Raw genomic sequence first — 22560 nt, forward strand, 5'->3', positions numbered from 1 at the left:
TGTGCGGGAGCGGCTATTGTGCCGCGCCGCCTAAAACCGGTAATTCGCCGACACGCTCAACACGTGATTGCGGCCGGCGGCCGGTTCGAAATAGCGGCCATTGCCTTCATTGACGATGACGGAGCCCGCGTAGCGGCGGTCGGTCAGGTTGTCGATGCGGGCCGCAGCCGACAGGGTCCAGCGCTGGATCTCGGCCACATAGCCGACATGGGCGCTCAGCGTGACAAAAGACGCCGCTGCATCGCTGTTGACATCGTTGACGGCCACGCTGCCGAGGTAACGCGCGTCAATACCGGCACGCCAGCCGGTGGACGGCCGCCAGCCAAACTCGCCGGCCAGTGCGTGGCGAGCGGTGCCGGGGAGACGGTTGCCTGCCGCCACCACGCCTCCTGGACAGAGGCTGGCGTTGACCGGGCAGGCAAAGGCGTCGCGGTAGCTGGCGTCCAGCAAGGTGTAGGACAGCTGCGCCAGCCAGTCGCGTGCGGGCACGATGCTGCCTGCCAGCTCCAGCCCGCGCCGGCGCGTGGCACCGGCGTTGCGGAAGGTGCTGCGGCCGCCGACATTGGACTGCGTAACGATCTCGTCCTGCGTCGCCGTATGAAAGACAGCCGCCGTGGCCTCGATGCGTGGCGTTGCTCCGGCGGCGCTGCGCCACTTGGCGCCGGCTTCGAGGTTGTCGCTGCGTGACGGGCGCAGCGCAAAGTTCAGCCCGGTGCCGGCCGGCCGGTAAGCCAGCTCGTTGAAGGTCGGCGTTTCGAAACCGCGGCCGGCGGCCACGTACACACGCCACTGCGCCGACGGCGCATACGTGATACCGGCCGCCGGCAGCGTGGCGCTATAGCGCACGCTGCCGCTGTCGTCGCCATTGGTCCCGACGATGTAGCGGTCGGCGGAACTGAAACGCACCAGGCTGTGGCGCACCCCGGCATTCACGGTCCAGTGCGCAGCGGGCTTCCAGGTGGCTTGCAGGTAGGGGTCCAGGCTGGTGACGCGGTTGTCTTCCTCGCGCCGCACGGCGCCCTGCACGCCTGGTGTTGTTCCCTGGAAGTTCTGCCAGCCGCGCCGCGTTTCCTTCATCGCGTCATACGCCAGGCCGCCGACGATCTCCAGCGGGCGCTGCGCCAACAGGGTGCGGCTGGTCCAGCGCAGGTCCAGCCCGCCGTAGTCGCGCGCCAGGCCGATCACGCCGCCGGGGTGCAACGGATTGGCCTGCACGCCCGTGGGGATGGCCTGGAACTGCGTGGTGGCGCGCTCGCCGCCGTACACCATCAGCCGCAGCTGGTGGTCAGCATCGACCCGCTGCTCGTAGACCGCGCCGAGCTGGCTCTGGCGCACGGTCTTGCGGGTGTTGAAGGTGGTCGCCGAGGCATCGGCACTGTGTGGCGCGACATCGAACTGCGCGCGGCTCAGGCCCAGCGGGTCCTGCGCCTGCACCGACACCGTGTTGGCCAGCAGGGTCAGCTTGCGATCGCTGTCCAGCGCCCAGTCCAGCCGCAGGTTGGCCCCCTCGCGTTCGGCGGCGCTGTGCGCACGATAACCCCCGGTGCTCAGGCGGCTGGCGCTCAGAACGTACCCCAGGACCCCGGCGGCACCGCCGGCCTTGACGTCGAAACGCCGAAGGCCATGGGACCCCGTCGCCGCGCTGCTGCTCACCACCGGGCGGCCCTGGCCTTCTTCGGTGAAGACCTGCAAAACACCGCCCGACGAGTTACCGTACAGCGCCGAAAACGGGCCGCGCAATACTTCCAGGCGTCCGACCGAGGCCAGATCGATGTGCGAGAGCTGGCCCTGGCCGTCGGGCATGGTCGCGGGAATGCCGTCCACATACAGGCGCACGCCGCGCACGCCAAAGGTCGAACGTGCGCCAAAGCCGCGCACCGACAGCTGCAGGTCCTGCGCCTGGTTCTGCCGGTCACGCGCCAGCAGGCCGGGCACCAGCGCCAGGCTTTCCGACAGGTTGAGCTGTGCCCGCCCATCGGTGCGGATGCGCTCGCCATCGACCACATCCACCGAGGCCGGCACGTCGAAGGGCGGCAGTTCGGTGCGGGTGGCGGTGACGCTGATGGGTGCCAGTGTCTGCGCGTTGGACGGGACGGCGCCGGCCAGGGCCAGGCAGGCCAAAACAGGGGACAGGTGGGAGCGGACAGGTTTCACAACAGGACAGTGCGTTTGATGCGCTGATTCTGCCTGCCGGTGAGCCCGGCCGGCATACCTCACCCGTATAGCCCTGCTAAGTAGGGATCAAACCCCGAGAAAGCCAAACCCCAGTTCCGGCCGCTGGCCGTCGATCAGCTCGGCAATGGCCTTGCCCGACCCGGCGCCGTGGGTCCAGCCCAGCGTGCCGTGGCCGGCGTTCACCCAGAGCTTGCCGACCTTTGTCCTGCCGATGCAGGGAATGTTGGTCGGGGTGGCGGGGCGCAGGCCTGTCCAGAAGTTGGGCTGGCCGCCCTGTGCCTCATTGCGGGTGTCGCACACGCCCGGCAACACCTGCTCGATGCGGTCAGCCAGCATCTGGCAACGCGCCCGGGCCAGCGGCGTGTCCAGCGACAGGTCGTAACCCGCCACCTCGATGGTGCCGGCGACACGCAGGGTGTCGCCAAGACGGCTGATGGCGCACTTGACCTCGTCGTCGATGGTGCTGACCCAGGGCGCGAGTTCGGGCTTGAGCAGCTTGAAGGTGGCGCTGTAGCCCTTGCCGGGATAGATGGACAGATCCACGCCCGCCGTGCGCAGCAAGGGTGCCGACCAGGAACCGCAGGCCACGACGAAGGCATCGGCCTGCCAGGCCAGCAACTCCCCGGTGCTGCGTTTCCTGAGCTGGACCGCGCTGATCTCGCCAGCGGTTTTCTCCAGCTGCACAATGTCGTGTTCATAGACAAACCGCACGCCGGACGCTTCGCAGCGTTGCGCCAGCTCCTGGGTGAACACCCGCGCGTCCCCGCTTTCGTCGCTGGCGGTGTAGGTGCCGCCCACGATGGGATCGGCAAACGAGCGGTAGGCCGGTTCGATCTCGAACAGCTCGCTGCGGTTGACCACCCGGCGGTCCACGCCGAAACCCCGCATCAGCGCGGCGGCCTGCGCTGCCGCGTCAAATGACTTCTGGTCGGTGTAGTAATGCGCGATGCCGCGCTCCAGCCGGTTGTAGCTTATGCCGGTGCCCTGCACAATGTCCTTGAGGGCCACGTGGCTGTAGACGCCCAGCGCCACGATCTGCTCGACGTTGCGGCGAAAGGCCGCGTCGGTGCACTGGCTTAAAAACTGCAGGCCCCAGCGCCACTGGCGCCAGTCCAGCCGGGGCCGGAACAACAGCGGTGCGTCCTTGCGAAACATCCATTTCAGCAGCTTGGCCGGCGCCTCCGGGTTGGCCCAGGGCTCGCAGTAGCTGACGGAGATCTGCGCCGCATTGGCAAAACTGGTTTCCATGGCAGCGCCGCTCTGGCGTTCGACCACCGTCACCTCGTGCCCGCGTTGGGCCAGATGCCAGGCCGTGCTGACACCGATGATTCCCGCGCCCAAAACAATGATTTTCATGGGCTAGGGCCTGTTCACACTATTTATACAAGTGCGAACGTGGTTAAAACAGCGCCAATCTAGGCGCGCGACGACGCTCAGCCTGGGCGGCTGGGCTAGGAGTACAACGACGAGTGGTGCTGTTTTAACCATGTTCCCTTCGGGTTGCGGCCAAAAAGGCCATGCGCAGCGTTGCAAAGCCTGGCCGGGCGTCAGCCCGGCTGCGTTTTGCGCCTCGCGCATGACTTTTTTGACTCGCAACGCACCTTGCATAAATAGTGTGAGCAGGCCCAAGTCTGGATGAGCTTGCCGCAAATTAACAGCCTCGTTAAACTCTTTGGCAAATCATTAGGAAGGCTAATAAGCCTATGTACGATCCCCTTGCCCTCGAATGCCTGGCCGCCATTGTTGAAGAAGGCGGTTTCGAGCGCGCCGCCCAGCGCCTGAACGTCACGCAATCGGCCATCTCGCAGCGCCTGCGGGTGCTGGAGGGCCAGGTCGGCGCCATCCTGATCGTGCGCAGCCGGCCGCTGAAGGCCACCTCGGCCGGCAAGCTGCTGCTCAAACACACCCGGCAGCTGCGCCTGATACGCGCCGACCTGGAACGCGACCTCAAGGAGCTGGCGCCGGGCTTGTCGGGCGGCGTGCGCGAGGAAGAGCGCATCTCGATTGCGGTCAATGCGGACAGCATTGCCAGCTGGGCGCTCGACGCCCTGACCGGCCTGGTCAGGCAGGGTCTGCCGGTCGAGATCATCGTCGACGACCAGGATTTCACGCACGACTGGCTGCGCCAGGGCCATGTGCTGGGTTGCGTCACCACCCTGAAGCAGGCCCTGCGCGGCTGCAAGGTGGCCCAGCTCGGTGCCATGAACTATGTCGCCGTGGCCGAGCCGGCTTATGCAAAAAACCATCTGCCCGGCGGGCTGGACGCTTCGAATTTCCGCGCCCTCACCTATGTGGCTTTCAACCGCAAGGACGACATGCAAAGCGAGTTTGTCGCCCGGGCTGTCGGCCTCAAGCGGGTTTCGCTGAGCCAGCTGTTTGTTCCCAGCTCCGAGGGGCAACTGCGTGCCGCCCTGGCAGGATGGGGTGTCAGCGTGTTGCCGGAGCTTCTCGTACGCGGCTTGATCGACGACGGCGAGCTGGTCAATGTCGCGCCCCAGCACACGCTGCCGGTGCAGCTGTTCTGGCACTGCTGGAACCTGGAGTCGGCCGTGCTGGACTCGATTTCCGCCGCGCTGGCGTCCGAAGCCGACAAGCTGCTGCACTGAGAAGCCGAGCCCGGCCGTCTTTGCGCGAAAATGGCGGTTTGTCATCCCACCAAGACCCGCCATGAACATCGAAAAAGACACCGCCGTCACCCTGCGCTTCAAGGTCTCCGAAATCGGGGGCAAGCTGATTGAAGAAAGCAAGGAGCCCATGGTTTACCTGCACGGAGGTTATGGCAACACCTTGCCCAGGATCGAGGAAGCGCTGGAAGGAAAAACGCGCGGCTACCAAACCACGCTGGAACTGCAGCCCGAAGACGCCTTTGGCCTGCGTGATGAGGCGCTGCTGCGCACCATTCCCAAAAGCCAGTTCCCGCCCGGCGTGAAAGTCGGCGGCCAGCTCGAAGGCCGCGACAACGACGGCAAGGTGCATGCCTTCACCGTGACAAAAATCAAGGGCGACACGGTCCTGATGGACGGCAACCACCCGCTGGCCGGCAAGGCCCTGCGTTTCAGCCTGACGGTGACCGACGTGCGCAAGGCCACTGAAGAAGAAATTGCCCACCGCCATGTGCACGGCGAGCACGGGCACCATCACTGAACGAAACGGCCAGGCAGCCCGTCAGGCCTGTGGCCTCAAGCCTTCCTGAGGTAACACGCCTTGAGCATGAAGCTGCCGGCGTCCATCTTGCAATCCACCTCATGGTCGCCGCCGACCAGGCGGATGCTCTTGACCTTGGTGCCCATCTTGAGGGTGATGGACGACCCCTTGACCTTGAGGTCCTTGATCAGCACCACGGCATCGCCGTCGGCCAGCACCTTGCCGTTGCTGTCCCTGACCACGGCGCTTGTGTCGTCGTCGGCAGCCGCGCTTTCGACCATCGGCCATTCGTAGCCGCAATCGGCGCACACAAGGTTGTCGCCATCAGGGTAGGTATTTTCCTGGCCGCACTGGGGGCAGGCTGGTGTATTGGGCATGTTCACTCCACCGTCACGCTTTTGGGAAGATTGCGCGGCTTGTGGTGATCACATCACGTCGCTGCGCGACACGAGAGCTCCCCCAAACCAAAAACCTGGCGGCCGCGCCGGGCGGCATTTCATGCCGCCCCAAACCCATCATTCTACGGTGACGCTCTTCGCAAGATTGTGCGGCGGTGGTGATCACATCACATCGCTACGCGACATGAGCGCTCCCCCAAAACCCCGCAGTGCGCCTGCGCGCACCGCGACTGTCATTCGACAGTCACGCTCTTTGCGAGATTGCGGGGTTTGTCCACGTCCGTGCCGCGGGCCACGGCGGTGTGATACGCCAGCAACTGCAGCGGCACCACATGCAGCAGCGGGCTCAGGGCGCCGTAGTGCTCCGGCATGCGGATGACGTGGATGCCGTCGCTGCTCTCGATTTTGGTGTCGGCGTCGGCCAGCACGTAGAGCACGCCGCCGCGGGCGCGCACTTCCTGCATGTTGCTCTTGAGTTTTTCCAGCAAGGTGTCGTTGGGCGCGACGGTGACCACCGGCATGGCGCTGGTGACGAGCGCCAGCGGGCCGTGCTTGAGTTCACCGGCCGGGTAGGCCTCGGCGTGGATGTAGCTGATTTCCTTGAGCTTGAGCGCACCTTCGAGCGCAATCGGGTAATGCAGGCCGCGCCCCAGGAACAGGGCGTTTTCCATCTTTGCAAAATCTTCGGCCCAGCTGATGACCTGCGGCTCGAGCGCCAGCACGGCTTGCAGGGCGGCCGGCAAGTGGCGCATGGCCTTGAGGTGGCCCTCTTCCTCCTGCTCACTCAACCGGCCTTTGCTCTGGGCCAGTGCCAGCGTGAGAAGGAACAGCCCTGCCAACTGGGTCGTGAAGGCTTTTGTCGATGCCACACCGATTTCGACGCCGGCGCGCGTGATGTAGGCCAGCTTGCACTCGCGCACCATGGCGGAGGTGGACACATTGCAGATGGTCAGTGTCTGCGTCATGCCCAATGATTGCGCGTGGCGCAACGCGGCCAGCGTGTCGGCGGTTTCGCCGCTTTGCGTGATGGTGACCACCAGCGTCCTGGGGTTGGGCACCGAGGTGCGGTAACGGTATTCGCTGGCCACTTCCACCTGCGTCGGTATCCGGGCGATGGACTCCAGCCAGTACTTGGCCGCGCAGCCGCTGTAGTAGCTGGTGCCGCAGGCCAGGATGAGTACGGAGTCGATGTCCTTGAATACGCGGTAGGCGTCGTCGCCGAAGAGTTCGGGAACGATGCCCTCGACGCCTTCGAGCGTGTCGGCGATGGCGCGCGGCTGCTCGAAAATTTCCTTTTGCATGTAGTGGCGGTAAGGGCCGAGCTCGGCCGCGCCGCTGTGCGCCTGCACGGTTTTGACTTCGCGCTGGACGGCCTTGTGGTCACGGTTGATGACCCAGTATTTGCCCAGCTGGATGTCGACCATGTCGCCTTCTTCCAGGTAGAGGATCTGGTCGGTCACGCCGGCCAGGGCCATCGCGTCGCTGGCCAGAAAGGTCTCGCTGCCGTCCTTGCCGACCCCCAGGATCAGCGGCGAGCCCGAACGGGCGCCCACCACACGGTGCGGCTCGTCCTTGCAAAAAGCGGCAATCGCATAGGCGCCATGCAGGCGAGCGGTGGTGGCCTGCAGGGCCTCGAACAGATCACCGTCGTAGAGGCTGTCCATCAGGTGCACGATCACTTCGGTGTCGGTCTGGCTGGCAAACACATAACCCCTGGCCTGCAGCTCTGCACGCAATTCGTCGTGGTTTTCGATGATGCCGTTGTGCACCAGCGCCACCCGGCCCGGCTTTTGCGCAGCGTCCCCGCTGCCATGGCTGAAGTGGGGGTGGGCGTTGTGCACGGCTGGCGCGCCATGCGTGGCCCAGCGCGTGTGGGCAATGCCGGTGCCGCTTTCGAGCTTGTCAGCGCTCACCTGCTCCATCAACTCGGCCACGCGGGATGTGCTGCGCGCCCTCTTCAGGCCGTCGGCATAGACCGCCACACCGCAGGAGTCATATCCCCGGTACTCCAGCCTTTGCAGGCCCTGTACAAGGATGGGAACAATATTTCTTGTCGAAACCGACGCCACAATGCCGCACATAAACCGCTCCTGAAAAAACAATAGGCGGATGCTATGCCTTTTTAATTTTCCATGATCGTCAAAATTCAAATAATAATGAAATTAAATTTCATAAGAATACATTTATGGAATAATATTCCTTAATCATTAGATATATGGAATAAAAATGAATATTTCCATCGACGGGATTGACGTCAAACTGCTTGAAGCCTTGCAGGACGATGCCTCGCAGAGCAACCAGGCCCTGGCCGCACGCGCCCATATCTCACCGCCCACCTGCCTGCGGCGTATCAAGCGGCTGCGTGACGCCGGCCTGATCGAACGCGAAGTCGCCATCCTCCACGCCGACAAGCTGGCCGGCACCCTGGGCCACGGCCTGACGGCGCTGGTGGAAATCACCCTGGACCGGCAGGGCGCCGAGCAGCAGGAAGTATTTGAAGCCCGGGTGGTGCTCGACGGCGCCGTCCAGCAGTGTTACCGCGTCTCGCCGGGTCCGGACTTCGTCCTGGTGGTGCATGTGCGTGACATGCCGGCTTACCTGGCGCTCGCGCAGCGCCTGTTCACCAGCGACATCAATGTGCGCAATGTGAAGGCCTTTTTCAGCATCAAACGCTCGAAGTTTGAGCCAAAACTGCTTCTAGCCCAATAGATACGTGCGTAAGCAGCTATGAATTAAATAGCATACTTACAGGACCCTGCGGGCCGGTAGCCATCGCCACGTCCGCCAGATCGGCCTGCTCCGCCTAGGCGCCGGGCTTGTTTTTGACCGGCCGCTGCCAGTTGGCAATGTTGACCTGCTTGCCGCGCGCCACGCTCAGGGCGCCGGGCGGCGTGTCCTTGGTGATCGTCGAGCCGCCGCCGACGGTGCCGCCTGCGCCTATCGTGACGGGGGCCACCAGCACGCAGTTGCTGCCGATGTGCACGTCGGCTTCGATCACGGTGCGGTGTTTGTTGGCGCCGTCGTAGTTCGCGGTGATGCTGCCGGCGCCGTAGTTGACGCGTTCCCCCACCGTGGCGTCACCGAGGTAGGCCAGGTGGTTGGCCTTGGCGCCTTTGGCCAGCGTGGAGTTTTTCACTTCGACAAAATTGCCGATGTGCACCTCGGCGCCCAGCTGCGCGCCGGGGCGCAGGCGGGCAAACGGGCCAATCAGCGCGCCCGCGCCGACCTGCACGCCGAGCTTTTCACCGTCGATGTGGGTGAAGGGATGGATCACCGCGCCGGCGGCAATCGTGGCGTTGGCAATGCAGCAGTTGGCGCCAATGCGGACGTCGTCACCAAGGCTCACCCGGCCTTCGAACACGCAGTTGACATCGATTTCCACGTCCTGCCCGCAGGCCAGCGAGCCACGCACGTCAAACCGCGCCGGGTCGCTGATGCGCACGCCCTGCTCCATCAGGGCCGTGGCCTGGCGCAGCTGGTAAACACGCTCGAGTTCCGCCAGTTGCACCGGGCTGTTGACACCGGCGACCTGCGCAGCGTCCGTGATCTGGTGCGCGACCACGGCCACGCCATCGGCAACGGCAAACTTCACGATGTCGGTCAGGTAATACTCGTTCTGCGCGTTTTTGTTGTCCAGCCGGGCCAGCCAGCTGCGCAGCAGACGCGTGGGCACGGCCATGATGCCGCTGTAGATTTCGCGGATCTCGCGCTGGGCATCCGTTGCATCCTTGTGTTCGACAATGGCGCGCACCTGGGCGGAGGGTTCTGCACCGGCACGGACGATACGCCCGTAACCGGTCGGGTCAGCCATGCTGAGCGTGAGCAGGGCCAGGCGCTGGCCGTCGCACTGCGCCAGCAGAGCCTGCAGGGTGGCGGCCTGGGTCAGGGGCACGTCGCCCGACAGCACCAGCGTGACACCGTCGTCCGCCAGCAGTGGCAGCGCCTGCTGCACCGCGTGGCCGGTGCCCAGCTGGGGCTCCTGGCGCGCAAACTGCAGTTTGGGCATGGCATTCACGGCGGCGACGGCCTGCGCCATTCTGTTGCATGCGGACTCCACTTCGGCAGCACCGTGGCCGGTGATGACCACCGCCTGCCGGGCCGATAACCGCGTTGCGCAGTCAATCACATGCGCCAGCAAGGCACGGCCGCCCAATCGGTGCAACACTTTGGGCAATGCGCTTTTCATCCGCGTGCCTTTGCCCGCGGCCATGATGACGACATCAACTGGAACTGGAGTGGCCATGAAGTTTCCTGTGAATTGGGGGTCTCGAAAGTGGCGTCCGGCCAGGCCGGAACTGAAACGCAGCACCCAGATTATCGGGGTGCTGCTGCTGAGCGGGACACTGCTGGCCTGCAGTGCGGTCAAATTCGCCTACAACCAGGCGACCGAGCTGGCGTACTGGCAGCTCAACAGCTACTTCGAATTCGACGACACCCAAAAGCCCCTGGTCCGGGAAGAACTGGCACGCCTGCATCAATGGCACCGGCAAACACAGCTGCCAGCCTATGTCGAAACACTGGAGAAATGGAAGGCCTGGCTGCCCGCCGAGATCGACGAGGCGCGGGCCTGCGGCATCTTTGAGGAGGTGAAAACCCGCCTGCAAGCCATTTCGGACCGCGCCGCGCCTGCCATGGGCGGCGTGGTGGGTAGGCTGGGGCCGGAGCAGCTGGAGGCCCTGAAGCGGAAATTCTCGAAACTCAATACGGAGTACCGCGACGATTTTCTGGAGGGCAGCCCCGAAGACCTGATCAACCGGCGGCAGAAGAAAGCGGTCAGCCGTGCCGAGATGCTGTACGGTACGCTGGACGACAGGCAACTGGCGGTGCTGCGCAGCCGCATTTCGCAGTCGGTGTTTGACGCGCGGCTTTCGCTGGCCGAATACCAGCGCCGCCAGCGGGACGCCTTGCAGAGCCTGGGGCCGCTGATTGCCGGCCGCGCCACGTCCGAGCAAGCCAAGCCGCTCATGCAGGCCTACTTTGACCGAGCCGTCAATTCGCCGGACCCCGCTTACCGCAGCTACCAAGAGCGGCTGACACGCGACAGCTGCAAAACCTTTGCGGCCCTGCACAACAGCACCACGGCGGCACAACGCGCGAGGGCGGTGCAAACCCTGCAGGGCTACGCGCAGGACTTCGGCATTCTGGTCGCCGGGCGCTGACGCCCAGGCGCCCGTCAGGGCCGCCGCCCTTCGTCGCCCTTATTGGCCCCGGACTTGGCGTGCGACAGGCCTTCTTGCTCAGCCTGCTTCAGCGCTTCGGCTTCGGCGGCGTCCGCAGGACGCGCGGCCTGTGCGTCGGCCGCCACATCGGCGTCTTCCAGGTAGGTCTGGATGCTTTTCTGGTAATCACGTGTGCCCTCGTAGCTGCCTTCGCCGATGGGCGGCACCTGCCGCTGCTCCCTTGACGCTGGCTTCGCGGACGTGTCGGGCCGGGGCAATATGGATTTTTCGCTTGTCATGATAGATCCTTGATGGCAGGGCAGCGACCGTCACCGCTGCGGGGGGTTGCTGTTGGCCAAGGCTGCAGAAGAGGACTCACCCGCCTGCCTGAGCCGACGTGGCTGAAATTCACCGGAACCACTGCTTTGCTGCTGCTGCCGGTTCGCGGGGTACTGCGGCTGTTGCTGCAGACGGCGTGGCGGGGAAATGCTTTTGCTATTCAAGGCAAACTCCTGAAGCAGAACGTCCCTGTGTCACAGCAACACATCGACGACACCTTGGGGTTTAGCGTAAAAAGACGGGTGGGCGAGACCTGTCATCAAGCCCATCCGCTTGCTGTCAGACCCGGCCTACAAGGACACTAGATCAGGGGCACTTTGCGCATCGGCAGGTCGTAATAGTCTGCAATCCGGTGCAATGCCTTGGGGTTGAGCAGAGACAGCTGCCCGCCCTTGAGCTCATGCAGCCCCAGCTGGTGCAGGCGCCGCAAGGTCTTGTTGGTGTGCACCAGCGACAGGCCCAGCGCATCGGCGATGTGCTGCTGGTTGATGGGGAAAGCCATGGCCCTGTCCTGCACCAGCCCCAACTGCTCGGCCCGCCGGTAGAGATGGATCAGCAGCATCGCCACCCGCTCCGTGGCATTGCGCCGGCCCGTCGTCAACAGGCCTTCATCGACCATGCCTTCTTCGCGTGCCGACAGCCAGGTCACGTCATACCCCAGGCTGGGGAATTGCCGGAAAAGGTCCCACAGGCCGTCCCGCGGAAACACGCACAGGGCGGCGTCGGTCAGCGCCTCCACACCGTGCGAGGCCCCGTCGGCAAACTCCTGCTGCAGGCCGATGAAGTCGCCGGGCAGCAGGAAATTGAGAATCTGCCGCCGCCCGTCACTCAGGGTTTTGTAGCGGAAGGCCCAGCCGGCATACAGGGTGAACAGCTTGCCGTTGGGGTTCTGCTCCGAAATGATGGCGCTGCCGGCCGGGGCAAAGGCCGCGCCGCTGCGGAATGACTCAATAAAAGCCAGTTCCTCCGCGGAGTTCGGCTGGAACGCCTGCATCCTGCGCAACCCGCAGTCTGCACAACGCCGGGGACACAGGCTGGAACTGGAGAGCGGCGTGATGATCACCGGAAAATTTTAATACCGAAACCCTGTGTCTTTTGACGTTGTCGCGTCGCGGCACGCTGGCTACATTACACGCCACCCATGAACAAAGTAGCAGAATTGCATGAAGTGCTGTACCTCAGCACCCTCGCCCCGGGCGCGCCTCTCAAGGTCATTTCCGACATCGCCTCCAAGGCACGCAGGGCCAACCAGGCCGCAGGCATCACCGGCCTGCTGGTGTTTGACGGCATGCAGTTTTGCCAGCACATCGAGGGGCCCCGCGAGGCGGTGCTGGCGCTGACCGAACGCATCCGCCAGGATCCGCGGCATGTCGATGTCGACATCCTGCACCACGGCCCGCTCGCACAGCGCCGCTTCAGGCATTTTGGCCTCGCTTACACCGCTGTCGAGGACGTGGATGTACTGGCCCGGCTACGGGACGCCGGCGCCGAAGCAGCGCTGGCACATTTTCTGGCACTGTTATCGACCCTGGATATGGACAGCTGAAACCGCCGCCGGCCAGGCACATTGCCGCAACCACTGCAGACCGCTATATTGCATGCACCCATGCCTCATACCGATCCCACCGCCGAGTTGCACGAAGTCATCTACGTCAGCACCCTCGCCCCCGACGCGCCCACCAGCGTCATTGCGGACATTGTCGGGAAAGCCCGCCTGCACAACCCCTGGCTGGGCATCACGGGCCTGCTCATCTTTGACGGCATGCGTTTTTGCGAGCAGATGGAAGGCAGCCAGAAAGACGTTCTGGCGCAACTGGCGCGCATCCGGCAGGACACGCGTCACATCAACCTGCGGGTCGTGCACCAGGGGCCTCTTGCCGTGCGCAGGTTCCGGCGCTTCAGCCTGGGCTACACCACGCTGGACGATGACGATGCACTGGGCCGGCTGGAAGCACTGACCGGCCAGGTCGCCATCACCGCCTTCCTGGCCCTGCTTTCAAGCCTTGACCTGGACGCCTGACACCGCCGCCTGAATGGAATCAGGCTTGTTGCAGCGCCGCCCACATTTCCTTGTCACGCTCGGCCGTCCAGATGCGTGGCGAACAGTTTTTCGACCTGCGAGGGGCCCCGCTTGCGGGGATCGAAGCGAAAAACTGTGAGGTTAATCCGCGCGCCGCCGGGAAACCGGATCAGGCTTGCAGCGCGGCCCACATTTCCTTGTCACGCTCGGCCGTCCAGATGCGCGGATTCTTGATCCCGCTGGCTTCGTCGTAAGCCCGGCTCACGTCAAACGGCAGGCAGTGTTCGTAAATGAAGACCTGGCCAAAAATCGGGTCCATGCTCTTGCGGGTGTGATCCATCGCGGCCTTGAGGTCCATCTTCGCGGCAGCTGCTTCCTTGCCGCAACGAAACAGCGTTTCAACCCACTGCTTGGTGTAGTCGATGGCCTTGTTCACCTCGGCAGCCCCTTTCATCGCCTCGCCGCGGCCGGGCACGATGGCCTCGGCCCCCAGCGCACGCAACGCTTCCAGGGTGGCGGGCCACTCTTCGAGCTGGGCGTCACCGGTGTAAACGCCGGCCTGGTACTCGACCAGGTCACCGGAAAACAGCACTTTTTCCTCTTCCACCCAGGCAATCGTGTCGCCGCGCGTGTGGCCCGGGCCCGGATGCCAGACCTGCACCTTCACGCCGCCGAGGTCGATGACCAGCTTGCCGGGGACTTCGCCCTTGACCGGGTTGCCGCCGGCAATCACCATCGTCGGCCAGGTCAGGCCGGGCACACTTTCGGCATTGCGGAACAGGCGCGGGAAACGCTCCATCTCGCTTTGCATGTCCTGGGCGCCGCGCTCGACGATCAGCTCGTAGGTGCCCTGGCTGGCGATAACCTCGGTCGCGCCTTCGGCGATGTAGGCGCTGGCGCCCAGCACCCGCACTGCGTGGTAGTGCGTCAGCAGCACGTACTTGATGGGCTTGTCGCTGACGGCGCGGATGCGCGCAATCAGGTCCTGCGCCATGGCCGGGGTGGCCGTCGCATCGCTGACCATGATGAACTTGTCGCCAATGATCACGCCGGAGTTGGGGTCGCCCTCGGCGGTGTAGGCCCAGCAGTGGGCACTGAGCTGCTCGAAGGTGATTTTTTTGTCCGTGAGGTCGGACTGCGAGGCGAAAGCTTTGGACATGGGGGAAGTCTCCGTTGGGGAAGGGCCGAGAGCACGGCCTGAATCGCTGAAATTTTACTATACGTAACTTATTACGAATAGTAAAACCCCCAAAAGCCCCCAACCCTTCTGCGCCGCAGTCAGCAGTCAGGACAGTCCGCGCTCAAGCATGGCAACCACCTCCTGGGCATAGTCCCGGTAACTCATGGGCCCGTCGGGACGCATCCAGGTGAAGGTCCAGTTGATCATGCCGAACAGCATCATGGTCACAGCCGTCTGGTTGGCGGGCGTGATGCGCTGCGGGTAGGCGCGCTTGAGAAAACGCGTCATGGCCGACACCACGTCGCGCTGCCGGTCCAGGATCAGCTCGCGCTGCACGTCCCCGAGGAACTTGGTGTCGCCCAGCAAGGCGCTGTGACGCGTGGCCGAACTTTCGTACTGGTCCAGGAAGTTGCGGATCAGTTCGTGCAGGGCAGCGCGGTCGTCCAGGTTCTTGCGCTGGGCGCTGGCCTCGGTCTGACCGATGATGGCCAGCAGGTGCTGGGTGTAGCGGTCCAGCAGGTCGAACAGGATGGCTTCCTTGCTGCCGTAGTAGTGGTACAGCCTGGCCTTGGAGGTGCCGCAGGCCGCGGCGATGTCGTTCATGCTGGCGGCCATGTAGCTGCGCTGTGCAAAACACTGCGCGGCCACGTCGAGGATGGCTTCGCGCTGGAGCTCGTGGGTGGCGGATTTGGGACGGGCCATGCGCTATTGTGAAGCACGGCACCGGCGTTAGACTTTCCCCATGGCCGCCGACCTGTCCTTTGCCCACTACTGCTGCGAACTGCTCGCCAGCGTCGGGCCGTGCACGGCACGCCGCATGTTCGGCGGATTCGGCATCAGCACCGGGGGGCTCAACATCGCGCTGTTGGCCGACCTCGGCCAGGGAGACACCCTCTGGCTCAAGGCGGACGAAGAAACCCGCGGCCTTTTTGAAGCCGCGGGCTGTGCGCCTTTTGTCTACGAGGCCAAAGGCAAGGCCATGAAGCTGAATTACTACAGCGCGCCCGCAGACGCGATGGAGTCGCCTCAGCTGATGGCGCAGTGGGCCCGGCTCTCGCTGGAATGTGCATTAAAAGCACGTGCAGCCAAGGCAGTGCGGGCGCGACCAGCTATCAAATCAATAGCAAAACGCGGCACCACCGCAAGCAAGGTCGCCGTCAAGGCGCCCGCCAGGCCGGCCAGCAGGCGGCCAGACGCGGTGGCGGCCAAACCGGCAGCCAAGCGCAAATCACGCAGCGGCTGAAGCACACCGGCACGCCACTGCGGGCTGTGGGCCAGCGCCATGGCCCGCCGCTCGGCGATGGCCAGCCCCGCCGTGGCCGGCAGCGGATCCCAGCTGAAGTAGGCCGCGGTATTTTGCGCGGCTTCCCACGACTCCATCACCAGCGCCTGGCCGGGCAGCAGCTGGAGGCTGTCTCCCGCGCCCAGGACATGGTCGCCGCCACGCACGCCGTCGTCCAGTTGCGCATGGTCGAAGGTGATCCACACCCGGCCATGCGCAATGCGCAACACCCCGGGCAGTGTGGGGCGCAGCGTCAATGCCCGATGGTCGCCCAGTTTCCAGCAGCCCGACACCGCGTCTGTGCCGGCGAATGACTGCAGCTCATGGAGGTGAAGGTGGTTCATGCTGTTCTCCTGAAGGACAAAAGTCGTTGATGGGAATGAATGATCGCGCCCCGGCCCTTGGCAGTCCAATGAATTCGCGCTACGCTATTCATTCCTGAAACGCATTAATCAGCAATTTCTGCCATGCAGCATTCAAAAACCCATTTGCGCACCCGTCCCATCTCGGCGGGCCAGCTACGCGCCTTCGAGGCCGTCGCCCGGCACCTGAACTTTCGCGCCGCCTCCGAGGAACTGGCGCTGACCCAGTCGGCCGTCAGCCGGCAGATCCAGGCGCTGGAAGAGGAAGTCGGCCTGAGCCTGTTTCACCGCCACACGCGCTCCGTGGAGCTCACCGGCGCCGGCGGCGTGTTGCTGCGTGCCGTCTCGCCTTCGCTCGAACGCATCGACGGCGCGGTGCGGCAGATCCGCCAAAGCGCCGGCCGCAAAAGTGTTTCGCTCACCACGTTCGCGTCGTTCGCCTCGATGTGGCTGATCCCGCGGCTCGAAGCCTTCCAGCACGACAACCCCGACATGGACATCCGCATTGATGCGTCCGACGTCGCCATTGAGCTGGACACCTCGGACCTGGACATGGCCATGCGTTATGGTCCCGCAGCCACCATGCCGGCCGGGGCGATACGACTGTTCGGCGAACAGCTGACACCGGTGGCCAGCCCCTGGCTGCTCAAAAGCAGCCCGCGTCTGAAAAAACCCGAAGACCTGGTGCACTTCGCGCTGATCGAGGCCGGCGATTCACATTCCACCCACATGGAGTGGCTGACTTGGCGGCGCTGGCTCGAAGTTCACGGCACCCCCAAGCTGGAGGGCAAACGCTGGCTCTACTTCAACTACGCCTACCAGATGGTGCAGGCCGCCCTGACCGGCCAGGGCATCGTGCTGGCGCGCCTGCCGCTGATTGCCGAAAGCCTGGCGTCGGGCGACCTGATCGAGCCCCTGCCGCATATGCGGCTGGAGTCGCCGATGGCCTACTGGCTGATCGTGGGCACGCGCAGCGCCGTCCGCCCCGAGGTCAAGGCTTTCTGCGACTGGCTGATGGCCCAGAGTGCGCTGACGCGCCAGGCGATTGGCGACGTGCCGGACCCGGACACGGTCGACAACATCGACTGATCTCCGGCGTCACGCTGCGGTGTGCCCAGGAGGACCTTTGGCGGGAGCAGACCCGATTGTCTCCGCCGTTTGTGGGGTGCCCACGAGCCGGGTCTCGCCCCGGCGGGCGACTCACTTTCTCTTGCTTCGCCAAGAGAAAGTAAGCAAAGAGAAGGCGACCCGATGGTCTGGGTCCCCTGCGCTGCGCTCCGGGGCAGCCTGCGGTGCTCGACAAAAGCGGGGTCTCGCTCGAACTCGCCTTCGGCTCAGAAGCCCGACGGGTGGGGAAAGGAATGCGGATCAGGTCGGAGTCAAGCGGCAGTGGTGTTTGCACGTGCTTGCAGCACACGTTGCCAAATGAAGTCCCCCTCCATCGCCCAGCGGGGCGAGGGAGGGGTTAGGGGTGGGAGTGGGGAGTCCGTCCTACTGTCCAAAAAGGATCGTAGGCGCAGCGTGAAGCAAATAAAAAAACAAACTCACACCGGCCAAACCACCCCTTTGTCATTAAGGATTGCATCAAGCGCAACATCATGCGGCTCGGGCGCCAGGTCGGGCAGCCAGCCGTGGCTGTAACCCAGCCCCACGGTGAAGGGTTTGGGCTGCAGCGTTGCCAATGTGCGGTCGTAGAAACCACCGCCGTAACCGAGGCGAAAGCCACCCGGTCCGTAACCGACACAAGGCACGAACAGCAGCGTCGGCACGATGATCTCGGTGTCCTTGGGTTTGGGGATGCCGTAAGCGTCTTCCTCCATCGGGCAGCCGGGGTACCAGGCGTGAAAGGTCAGGGTTTTGTGGACCTTGTTCACCACCGGCAGGCCGATCTTGCGCGGCGACCGGTTTGCTATGTTTTCAGTAGCAGCTTCCGCCCGTCCCTCAAGGGCCAGACCTTGATTTCCTTCGGACTCCTGACTTAAAATAGCGTCTTCCTGCCAGCGGTACAGCGCGGGCAGCGGATCAAACTCCCCCTTGATCGGCCAGTAGGCCCCAATCACTGCGTCCTCGCGGCCCACCAGCCATATCCGCATGACCCGTTGCAACAGATCGGCGCGCTGTAGCCGATCGGGCAGGCTCAGGCGTTGTTCAATCAAGTCTCTTCGCGCAGTTAATTTGTCCATAATGACCCGATGCTATCCAAATTTATTCTGAAGGCCCTGATTTCCGGCCTGTCGTCCTGTCTGCTGCTTGCGCCCGCCTGGGCACAAACCAACCATACCAGCAGCACCGCCCGCGGCGACGACGTGCTGCTGGAGATGAACAAGGCTTTCAAGCGCGGCGATAAAGCCAGACTGGCCCAGTTGCTGCAGCTGGCCCAGGGCCATGCGCTGGAGCCCTGGGCCGCCTACTGGGAACTGCGGGCGCGGCTGGACGAAGCCGGCGCGCGTGAGGTGCAGGATTTTCTGGCGCGTTACGCCGGCAGCTACCAGGAAGACCGGCTGCGCAACGACTGGCTGCTGCTGCTGGGCCAACGCCGCGACTGGGGCGCCTTTGCCGCCGAATACCCGAACTACCGCATGGGCGACGACAAGGACGTGCGTTGCTACGCGTTGCTGGTCGACGGCCTGACGAACCCGGCCGCAGTTCCGCGCGACGCCGACCAGGTCCGCAAGAACTGGTACGCCCAGCGCGAGGCCAGCGACGGCTGCACATCGGCGGCCTCGCGGCTGGTCGGCAACAAGAGTCTGACCACGCACGACGTGTGGATCAAGGCCAGGCTGGCGATGGAGGCCAATCGCCCGCGCGCCGCCCGCGATGCGGTCGAGATCATCGCGCCCGAAGCCCTCGGGCTGGTGACCGAACTCAACAGCAGCCCGACGAAATTCCTCGCCACCAAGGTAATTGCCATCCGGCAGGTGCGCAAGGAAATCATCGTGCTGGCCCTGGTCAAGCTCGCCGCCAGCGACCCAGATGGTGCCGCCCGCTTCGTCGAAGACAAATGGGGACTGCAACTCACGGCTGAGGAACGCAACTGGGTCTGGGGCGCCATCGGCAAGCAGGCGGCGACCCGGCTCAGCAGCGACGCGCTCGGGTACTTCGCCAAGGTCAGCAAGGACACCGACCTGAGCGACGACATGCTGGGCTGGAAGGTCCGCGCCGCCCTGCGCGCCGGCAGCACGCCGCGCTGGCCGCTGGTGCTGGGCGCCATCAACGCCATGAGCGACGACGCACGCAAGGACCCGACCTGGGTCTACTGGAAAGCGCGCGCCCTGCTCAGCAACGCGCCGGCCGCCGTCGCCAGCGCGCCGATACCGCCACAGCGCGCAGAAGCCCTGGCGCTGCTGCAATCGATTGCCTCGGTGCGCGGGTTTTACGAACAGCTGGCGCTCGAAGAGCTGGGCCAGAAAATCACCGTCCCACCGCGGCCGGCCCCCCTCACGCCGGAGGAAAAGGAAGCGGCACGCCTGCACCCCGGACTGAACCGCGCCGCGTATGCCATCGCCCTCGGCCTGCGCAGCGAGGGTGTGCGCGAATGGAACTACAGCACCAACCTGCACCAGCGCGGCGGCATGGGTGAGCGCGAGCTGCTGGCTGCCGCACAGTTCGCCTGCGACCGCGCCATCTGGGACCGCTGCATCAACACCAGCGAACGCACCCAGACGGTGATGGACTTCGAGCAGCGTTTCCCCATGCCGTTTCGTGAAGCGGTGGCCCAGCGCAGCCGCGACATCAACCTGGACCCGGCCTATGTGTATGGCCTGATCCGCCAGGAATCGCGTTTCATCATGGATGCGCGCTCCGGCGTCGGCGCGTCGGGCCTGATGCAGGTCATGCCCGCCACCGCGCGCGAGACCGCCCGTTATATCGGCCTGACGGGTTTCACCGCGGGCCAGATCAACGACCGCGACACCAACATCGTGATCGGCACGGCTTACCTCAAGCGCGCGCTCGACGACTTCGGCGGCTCGATGGCGCTGGCCGCCGCAGCCTACAACGCCGGCCCCGGCCGGCCGCGCAGCTGGCGCAACGGCCCGGTGATCGAAGCGGCCATCTGGGCGGAAAACGTGCCTTTTGGCGAGACGCGCGACTATGTGAAAAAAGTGCTGTCCAACACCACCAACTACGCAGCGCTGCTGACCGGACAACCGCAGTCCCTCAAGGCCAGGCTGGGCAGCGTGGGGCCGCGTGACGCTTCGGCACCACCGCCCGACGAGAAGATGCCCTGAAGCGCCTGTCCCAGCCGCTCAAGGGGTGGGACAGGTTTTGTAGGTTTTGGCCTATGTTCCGGCCCGTGCTCCCCGGCTAAAGTGACATCTCCTTTCCAGGCTGGAGTGCACAGATGAACCCGTGGTGGCAACAAGTCGGCAACACCATCGTTGCCGAATTCTCGGACCTGACCGACCCGACCCAGGTGACACGCGCCGTCCTGCGCCTGCTGGTGGCGGCCCTGCTGGGCGGCCTGCTCGGCTGGGAGCGCGAGCACCAGGGCAAGGCAGCGGGCGTGCGCACCCACATGCTGGTGGCCATGGGCGCCGCCCTGTTTGTGCTGGTGGCACAACAGGCCGGCATGGCGGCCGACGACCTGAGCCGGGTCATCCAGGGCATCACCGCGGGCGTGGGTTTTCTCTGCGCGGGCACCATCCTCAAAGGTGACCGGCTCGATGACGTGAAAGGGCTGACCACGGCAGCCGGGCTGTGGCTGACGGCGGCAGTCGGCGTGGCCGCCGGCATGGGACGCGAGTCCACCGCCGTGCTCGGCACCGTGCTGGCCCTGGGTGTGCTGGCGGTGGTGCCCCTGGTGGTCAGGTCCAGCGAAAAGCCTGCACCCTTGCTGGCTGCGGATGAGCCGCCATCCCCCAAGAGGCGTTGAATTGCCGGGTCAGGCTTTCAGGCGCTGCGAGACGAACTCGCCTTCATAGCCCCTGGCCAGCGACAGTTTCTCGGCTTCGCTGAGCACCTTGCCGGCAAGCTGGAAAATGCCCTGCTCTTCGTCCTTCAGGTGATGAAAAACCTTGTGGTGCAGCTCTTTGGCAACCGCCAGCCAGGCCGGGGAACTGAAATCGGTCTTCTCCAGTTTTTCTACCAGCTCGTCCATTTCATGGTGCTCGGCTATGCCGTGGCGCGAAGGCTCCTGCGTGATGTCGTGGGCAATCAGCGGCACGTAAAAAAACCGCTCTTCCGCCGCCGCGTGGGCCGCCAGTTCGGTTTTCAGCTCCTTGAACAGCAGGTCGCGCTCCTTGCTGTCTCCCGAGGTCTTGATGAGGTTGTCCGCCAGCTCGCGTTGGGTGTCGTGGCTGGTGCGCAAGGCTTCAAAAATATTCATTCGTCAATTATGTAAAGCCCGCCGTCAAGAAAGTGTAGGCCGACAAGCCGGGATTTGTTCAGGCCGGGGCCTACAACAACGCCCGGTTTTGCTGGCCTGTTTTGCATCGGCCGACCTGAAGGCGTCTAATATTGGCTATGAAAAAAATACTGATTCTGGGCGGCACCGGTTTTGTGGGCCGCCATGTCTGCGAGAAACTCACGCAACTGCAGTGGCGGGTGACCGTGCCGACCCGGCATGAAGCAAACGCCAGGGACATCCAGATGCTGCCCGCCCTGGATGTGGTGCCGGCCGATGTGCATGACGAGGCGGCGCTGACCCGGCTGGTGGCCGGACATGATGCGGTGGTCAACCTGATTGCCATCCTGCACGGCACGCAGGAGGCCTTCCAGCGGACCCATGTGCAGTTGCCCGAAAAACTGGCGCGCGCCTGCACCGCAATCGGTGTGCGGCGCCTGGTCCATGTCAGTGCGCTGGGCGCCGACATGCGCAATCCGGACGTGGCGCCGTCCCTGTACCTGCGCAGCAAGGGGCACGGCGAGGTGGCGCTGCACGCGGCGGCCCTCGAGCTCACGGTGTTGCGGCCCAGCGTGATGTTCGGCGCCGACGACAAATTCCTCAACACCTTCGCGCGGCTGCAGAAAATATTTCCGGTCATTCCGCTGGCAGCCAGCCACGCCTTGTTCCAGCCGGTGTGGGTCGAGGACGTGGCCAGCGCCATCGTGTATTGCCTGCAGGACGCCCACACCCATGCCACGGTTGACCAGACCTTCGAGGCCTGCGGTCCGGGCGTCTTCACGCTCAGGCAACTCGTCGAACTGGCAGGGCGGATGAGCGGCATCAACGAGGGCCGCGGCCGCCCGGTGATCCCGCTGCCGGCGGCACTCGGCCGCCTGCAGGCGCGCCTGATGGAACTGGCGCCCGGCGAGCCCCTGATGAGCCGCGACAACCTGGACTCCATGAGTCTGCCCAACATTGCCAGCGGCAACCTGCCGGGGCTAGAAGCCCTGGGCATCACGCCGGCAGCGCTGGAAGCGATAGCGCCCACGTACCTCGGCCCGCTCAGCGACGGCTGGGGCCTGCGCAGCCACCTGACGCTCAAGCGCAAGACCGCGGGACGGTTTTAGGTTTAGAACTTGTTCCTGGTCCCGGGCCGCATCAATGAGGCGGTCTTT

22 protein-coding genes and 1 pseudogene are annotated in these 22560 nt (G+C 64.5%); 11 read left to right on the forward strand and 12 right to left on the reverse strand.

Features of this window, described 5'->3' with window-relative positions; all coding sequences use genetic code 11:
• Positions 1–30: 30 nt before the first annotated feature.
• Together B7X65_RS10865 and B7X65_RS10870 are read right to left on the reverse strand one after the other, a co-directional pair.
• Positions 31–2154 carry a TonB-dependent receptor gene (locus B7X65_RS10865; protein ID WP_293594314.1) on the reverse strand — a complete coding sequence of 708 codons (2124 nt, stop codon included), beginning with the start codon at positions 2152–2154 and terminating at the stop codon, positions 31–33.
• 87 nt (positions 2155–2241) lie between these two features.
• Positions 2242–3531, reverse strand: coding sequence for a D-amino acid dehydrogenase (locus B7X65_RS10870; protein ID WP_293594315.1), 1290 nt, complete (start codon positions 3529–3531; stop codon positions 2242–2244).
• A 347-nt stretch (positions 3532–3878) separates the two neighbouring features.
• On the opposite strand from B7X65_RS10870, the gene B7X65_RS10875 reads away from it, so the two are divergent.
• A complete protein-coding gene (locus B7X65_RS10875) occupies positions 3879–4781 on the forward strand; it encodes a LysR family transcriptional regulator ArgP (protein ID WP_293594316.1) in 903 nt (300 codons plus the stop codon).
• 61 nt (positions 4782–4842) lie between these two features.
• On the forward strand, positions 4843–5319 hold the full coding sequence (locus tag B7X65_RS10880) for a peptidylprolyl isomerase (protein WP_293594317.1): 477 nt from the start codon (positions 4843–4845) through the stop codon (positions 5317–5319).
• A gap of 35 nt (positions 5320–5354) precedes the next feature.
• Here B7X65_RS10880 and B7X65_RS10885 read toward each other — a convergent pair whose 3' ends face one another.
• Both B7X65_RS10885 and glmS read right to left on the reverse strand, forming a co-directional pair.
• Positions 5355–5696: a zinc ribbon domain-containing protein YjdM gene (locus tag B7X65_RS10885; RefSeq protein ID WP_293594318.1), complete on the reverse strand. Its 342-nt coding sequence runs from the start codon at positions 5694–5696 to the stop codon at positions 5355–5357.
• A 254-nt stretch (positions 5697–5950) separates the two neighbouring features.
• Positions 5951–7798 carry a glutamine--fructose-6-phosphate transaminase (isomerizing) gene (gene glmS, locus B7X65_RS10890; RefSeq protein WP_293594319.1) on the reverse strand — a complete coding sequence of 616 codons (1848 nt, stop codon included), beginning with the start codon at positions 7796–7798 and terminating at the stop codon, positions 5951–5953.
• A gap of 145 nt (positions 7799–7943) precedes the next feature.
• Here glmS and B7X65_RS10895 point away from each other — a divergent pair, with 145 nt between their 5' ends.
• Positions 7944–8426 carry an Lrp/AsnC family transcriptional regulator gene (locus B7X65_RS10895; protein WP_293594320.1) on the forward strand — a complete coding sequence of 161 codons (483 nt, stop codon included), beginning with the start codon at positions 7944–7946 and terminating at the stop codon, positions 8424–8426.
• Positions 8427–8520: 94 nt separating this feature from the next.
• Here the strand turns inward: B7X65_RS10895 and glmU are convergent, their stop codons facing one another.
• Positions 8521–9960: a bifunctional UDP-N-acetylglucosamine diphosphorylase/glucosamine-1-phosphate N-acetyltransferase GlmU gene (gene glmU / locus B7X65_RS10900; protein WP_293594321.1), complete on the reverse strand. Its 1440-nt coding sequence runs from the start codon at positions 9958–9960 to the stop codon at positions 8521–8523.
• Here glmU and B7X65_RS10905 point away from each other — a divergent pair.
• Positions 9959–10876, forward strand: a complete 918-nt coding sequence (locus B7X65_RS10905) for a DUF6279 family lipoprotein (RefSeq protein ID WP_293594322.1) — start codon at positions 9959–9961, stop codon at positions 10874–10876. The two genes, glmU and B7X65_RS10905, sit on opposite strands and share 2 nt — an antisense overlap.
• A gap of 14 nt (positions 10877–10890) precedes the next feature.
• On the opposite strand, the gene B7X65_RS10910 is transcribed toward B7X65_RS10905, so the two are convergent.
• Complete coding sequence (locus B7X65_RS10910; RefSeq protein WP_293594323.1) at positions 10891–11175, reverse strand: hypothetical protein; 285 nt, start codon at positions 11173–11175, stop codon at positions 10891–10893.
• Positions 11176–11516: 341 nt separating this feature from the next.
• A complete protein-coding gene (locus B7X65_RS10915; RefSeq protein ID WP_324488455.1) occupies positions 11517–12209 on the reverse strand; it encodes a Crp/Fnr family transcriptional regulator in 693 nt (230 codons plus the stop codon).
• Positions 12210–12356: 147 nt separating this feature from the next.
• Between B7X65_RS10915 and B7X65_RS10920 the strand changes: the two genes are divergently transcribed.
• Both B7X65_RS10920 and B7X65_RS10925 read left to right on the forward strand, forming a co-directional pair.
• Complete coding sequence (locus B7X65_RS10920; protein ID WP_293594324.1) at positions 12357–12761, forward strand: BLUF domain-containing protein; 405 nt, start codon at positions 12357–12359, stop codon at positions 12759–12761.
• 60 nt (positions 12762–12821) lie between these two features.
• A complete protein-coding gene (locus B7X65_RS10925; RefSeq protein ID WP_293594325.1) occupies positions 12822–13235 on the forward strand; it encodes a BLUF domain-containing protein in 414 nt (137 codons plus the stop codon).
• 169 nt (positions 13236–13404) lie between these two features.
• On the opposite strand, the gene B7X65_RS10930 is transcribed toward B7X65_RS10925, so the two are convergent.
• Both B7X65_RS10930 and B7X65_RS10935 read right to left on the reverse strand, forming a co-directional pair.
• Positions 13405–14394, reverse strand: a complete 990-nt coding sequence (locus B7X65_RS10930) for an MBL fold metallo-hydrolase (RefSeq protein ID WP_293594326.1) — start codon at positions 14392–14394, stop codon at positions 13405–13407.
• Positions 14395–14520: 126 nt separating this feature from the next.
• Positions 14521–15117, reverse strand: a complete 597-nt coding sequence (locus B7X65_RS10935) for a TetR/AcrR family transcriptional regulator (RefSeq protein WP_293594327.1) — start codon at positions 15115–15117, stop codon at positions 14521–14523.
• Positions 15118–15232: 115 nt separating this feature from the next.
• Here B7X65_RS10935 and B7X65_RS10940 point away from each other — a divergent pair.
• Positions 15233–15424: pseudogene (locus B7X65_RS10940) on the forward strand (TfoX/Sxy family protein); the annotation flags it as partial.
• Between the two features lie 17 nt (positions 15425–15441).
• Here the strand turns inward: B7X65_RS10940 and B7X65_RS10945 are convergent.
• On the reverse strand, positions 15442–16041 hold the full coding sequence (locus B7X65_RS10945) for a DUF2917 domain-containing protein (protein ID WP_293594328.1): 600 nt from the start codon (positions 16039–16041) through the stop codon (positions 15442–15444).
• Positions 16042–16164: 123 nt separating this feature from the next.
• Between B7X65_RS10945 and B7X65_RS10950 the strand changes: the two genes are divergently transcribed.
• A complete protein-coding gene (locus B7X65_RS10950; protein ID WP_293594329.1) occupies positions 16165–17148 on the forward strand; it encodes a LysR substrate-binding domain-containing protein in 984 nt (327 codons plus the stop codon).
• A gap of 455 nt (positions 17149–17603) precedes the next feature.
• Here B7X65_RS10950 and B7X65_RS10955 read toward each other — a convergent pair whose 3' ends face one another.
• A complete protein-coding gene (locus B7X65_RS10955; protein WP_293594330.1) occupies positions 17604–18242 on the reverse strand; it encodes a 5-formyltetrahydrofolate cyclo-ligase in 639 nt (212 codons plus the stop codon).
• 9 nt (positions 18243–18251) lie between these two features.
• Between B7X65_RS10955 and B7X65_RS10960 the strand changes: the two genes are divergently transcribed.
• Both B7X65_RS10960 and B7X65_RS10965 read left to right on the forward strand, forming a co-directional pair.
• On the forward strand, positions 18252–20288 hold the full coding sequence (locus tag B7X65_RS10960; protein WP_293594331.1) for a lytic transglycosylase domain-containing protein: 2037 nt from the start codon (positions 18252–18254) through the stop codon (positions 20286–20288).
• A 113-nt stretch (positions 20289–20401) separates the two neighbouring features.
• Entirely contained in the window at positions 20402–20932 is a 531-nt protein-coding gene (locus tag B7X65_RS10965) for an MgtC/SapB family protein (RefSeq protein ID WP_293594332.1), read from the forward strand.
• A gap of 9 nt (positions 20933–20941) precedes the next feature.
• On the opposite strand, the gene B7X65_RS10970 is transcribed toward B7X65_RS10965, so the two are convergent.
• Positions 20942–21385, reverse strand: a complete 444-nt coding sequence (locus tag B7X65_RS10970; protein ID WP_293594333.1) for a hemerythrin domain-containing protein — start codon at positions 21383–21385, stop codon at positions 20942–20944.
• A gap of 137 nt (positions 21386–21522) precedes the next feature.
• Here B7X65_RS10970 and B7X65_RS10975 point away from each other — a divergent pair, with 137 nt between their 5' ends.
• Positions 21523–22512 (forward strand): complex I NDUFA9 subunit family protein, encoded by a 990-nt coding sequence (locus B7X65_RS10975; RefSeq protein WP_293594334.1) that lies wholly within the window; start codon positions 21523–21525, stop codon positions 22510–22512.
• Positions 22513–22560 lie beyond the last annotated feature (48 nt).

Source organism: Polaromonas sp. 39-63-25, assembly GCF_002278925.1.
Classification (GTDB): Bacteria; Pseudomonadota; Gammaproteobacteria; order Burkholderiales; family Burkholderiaceae_C; genus Polaromonas.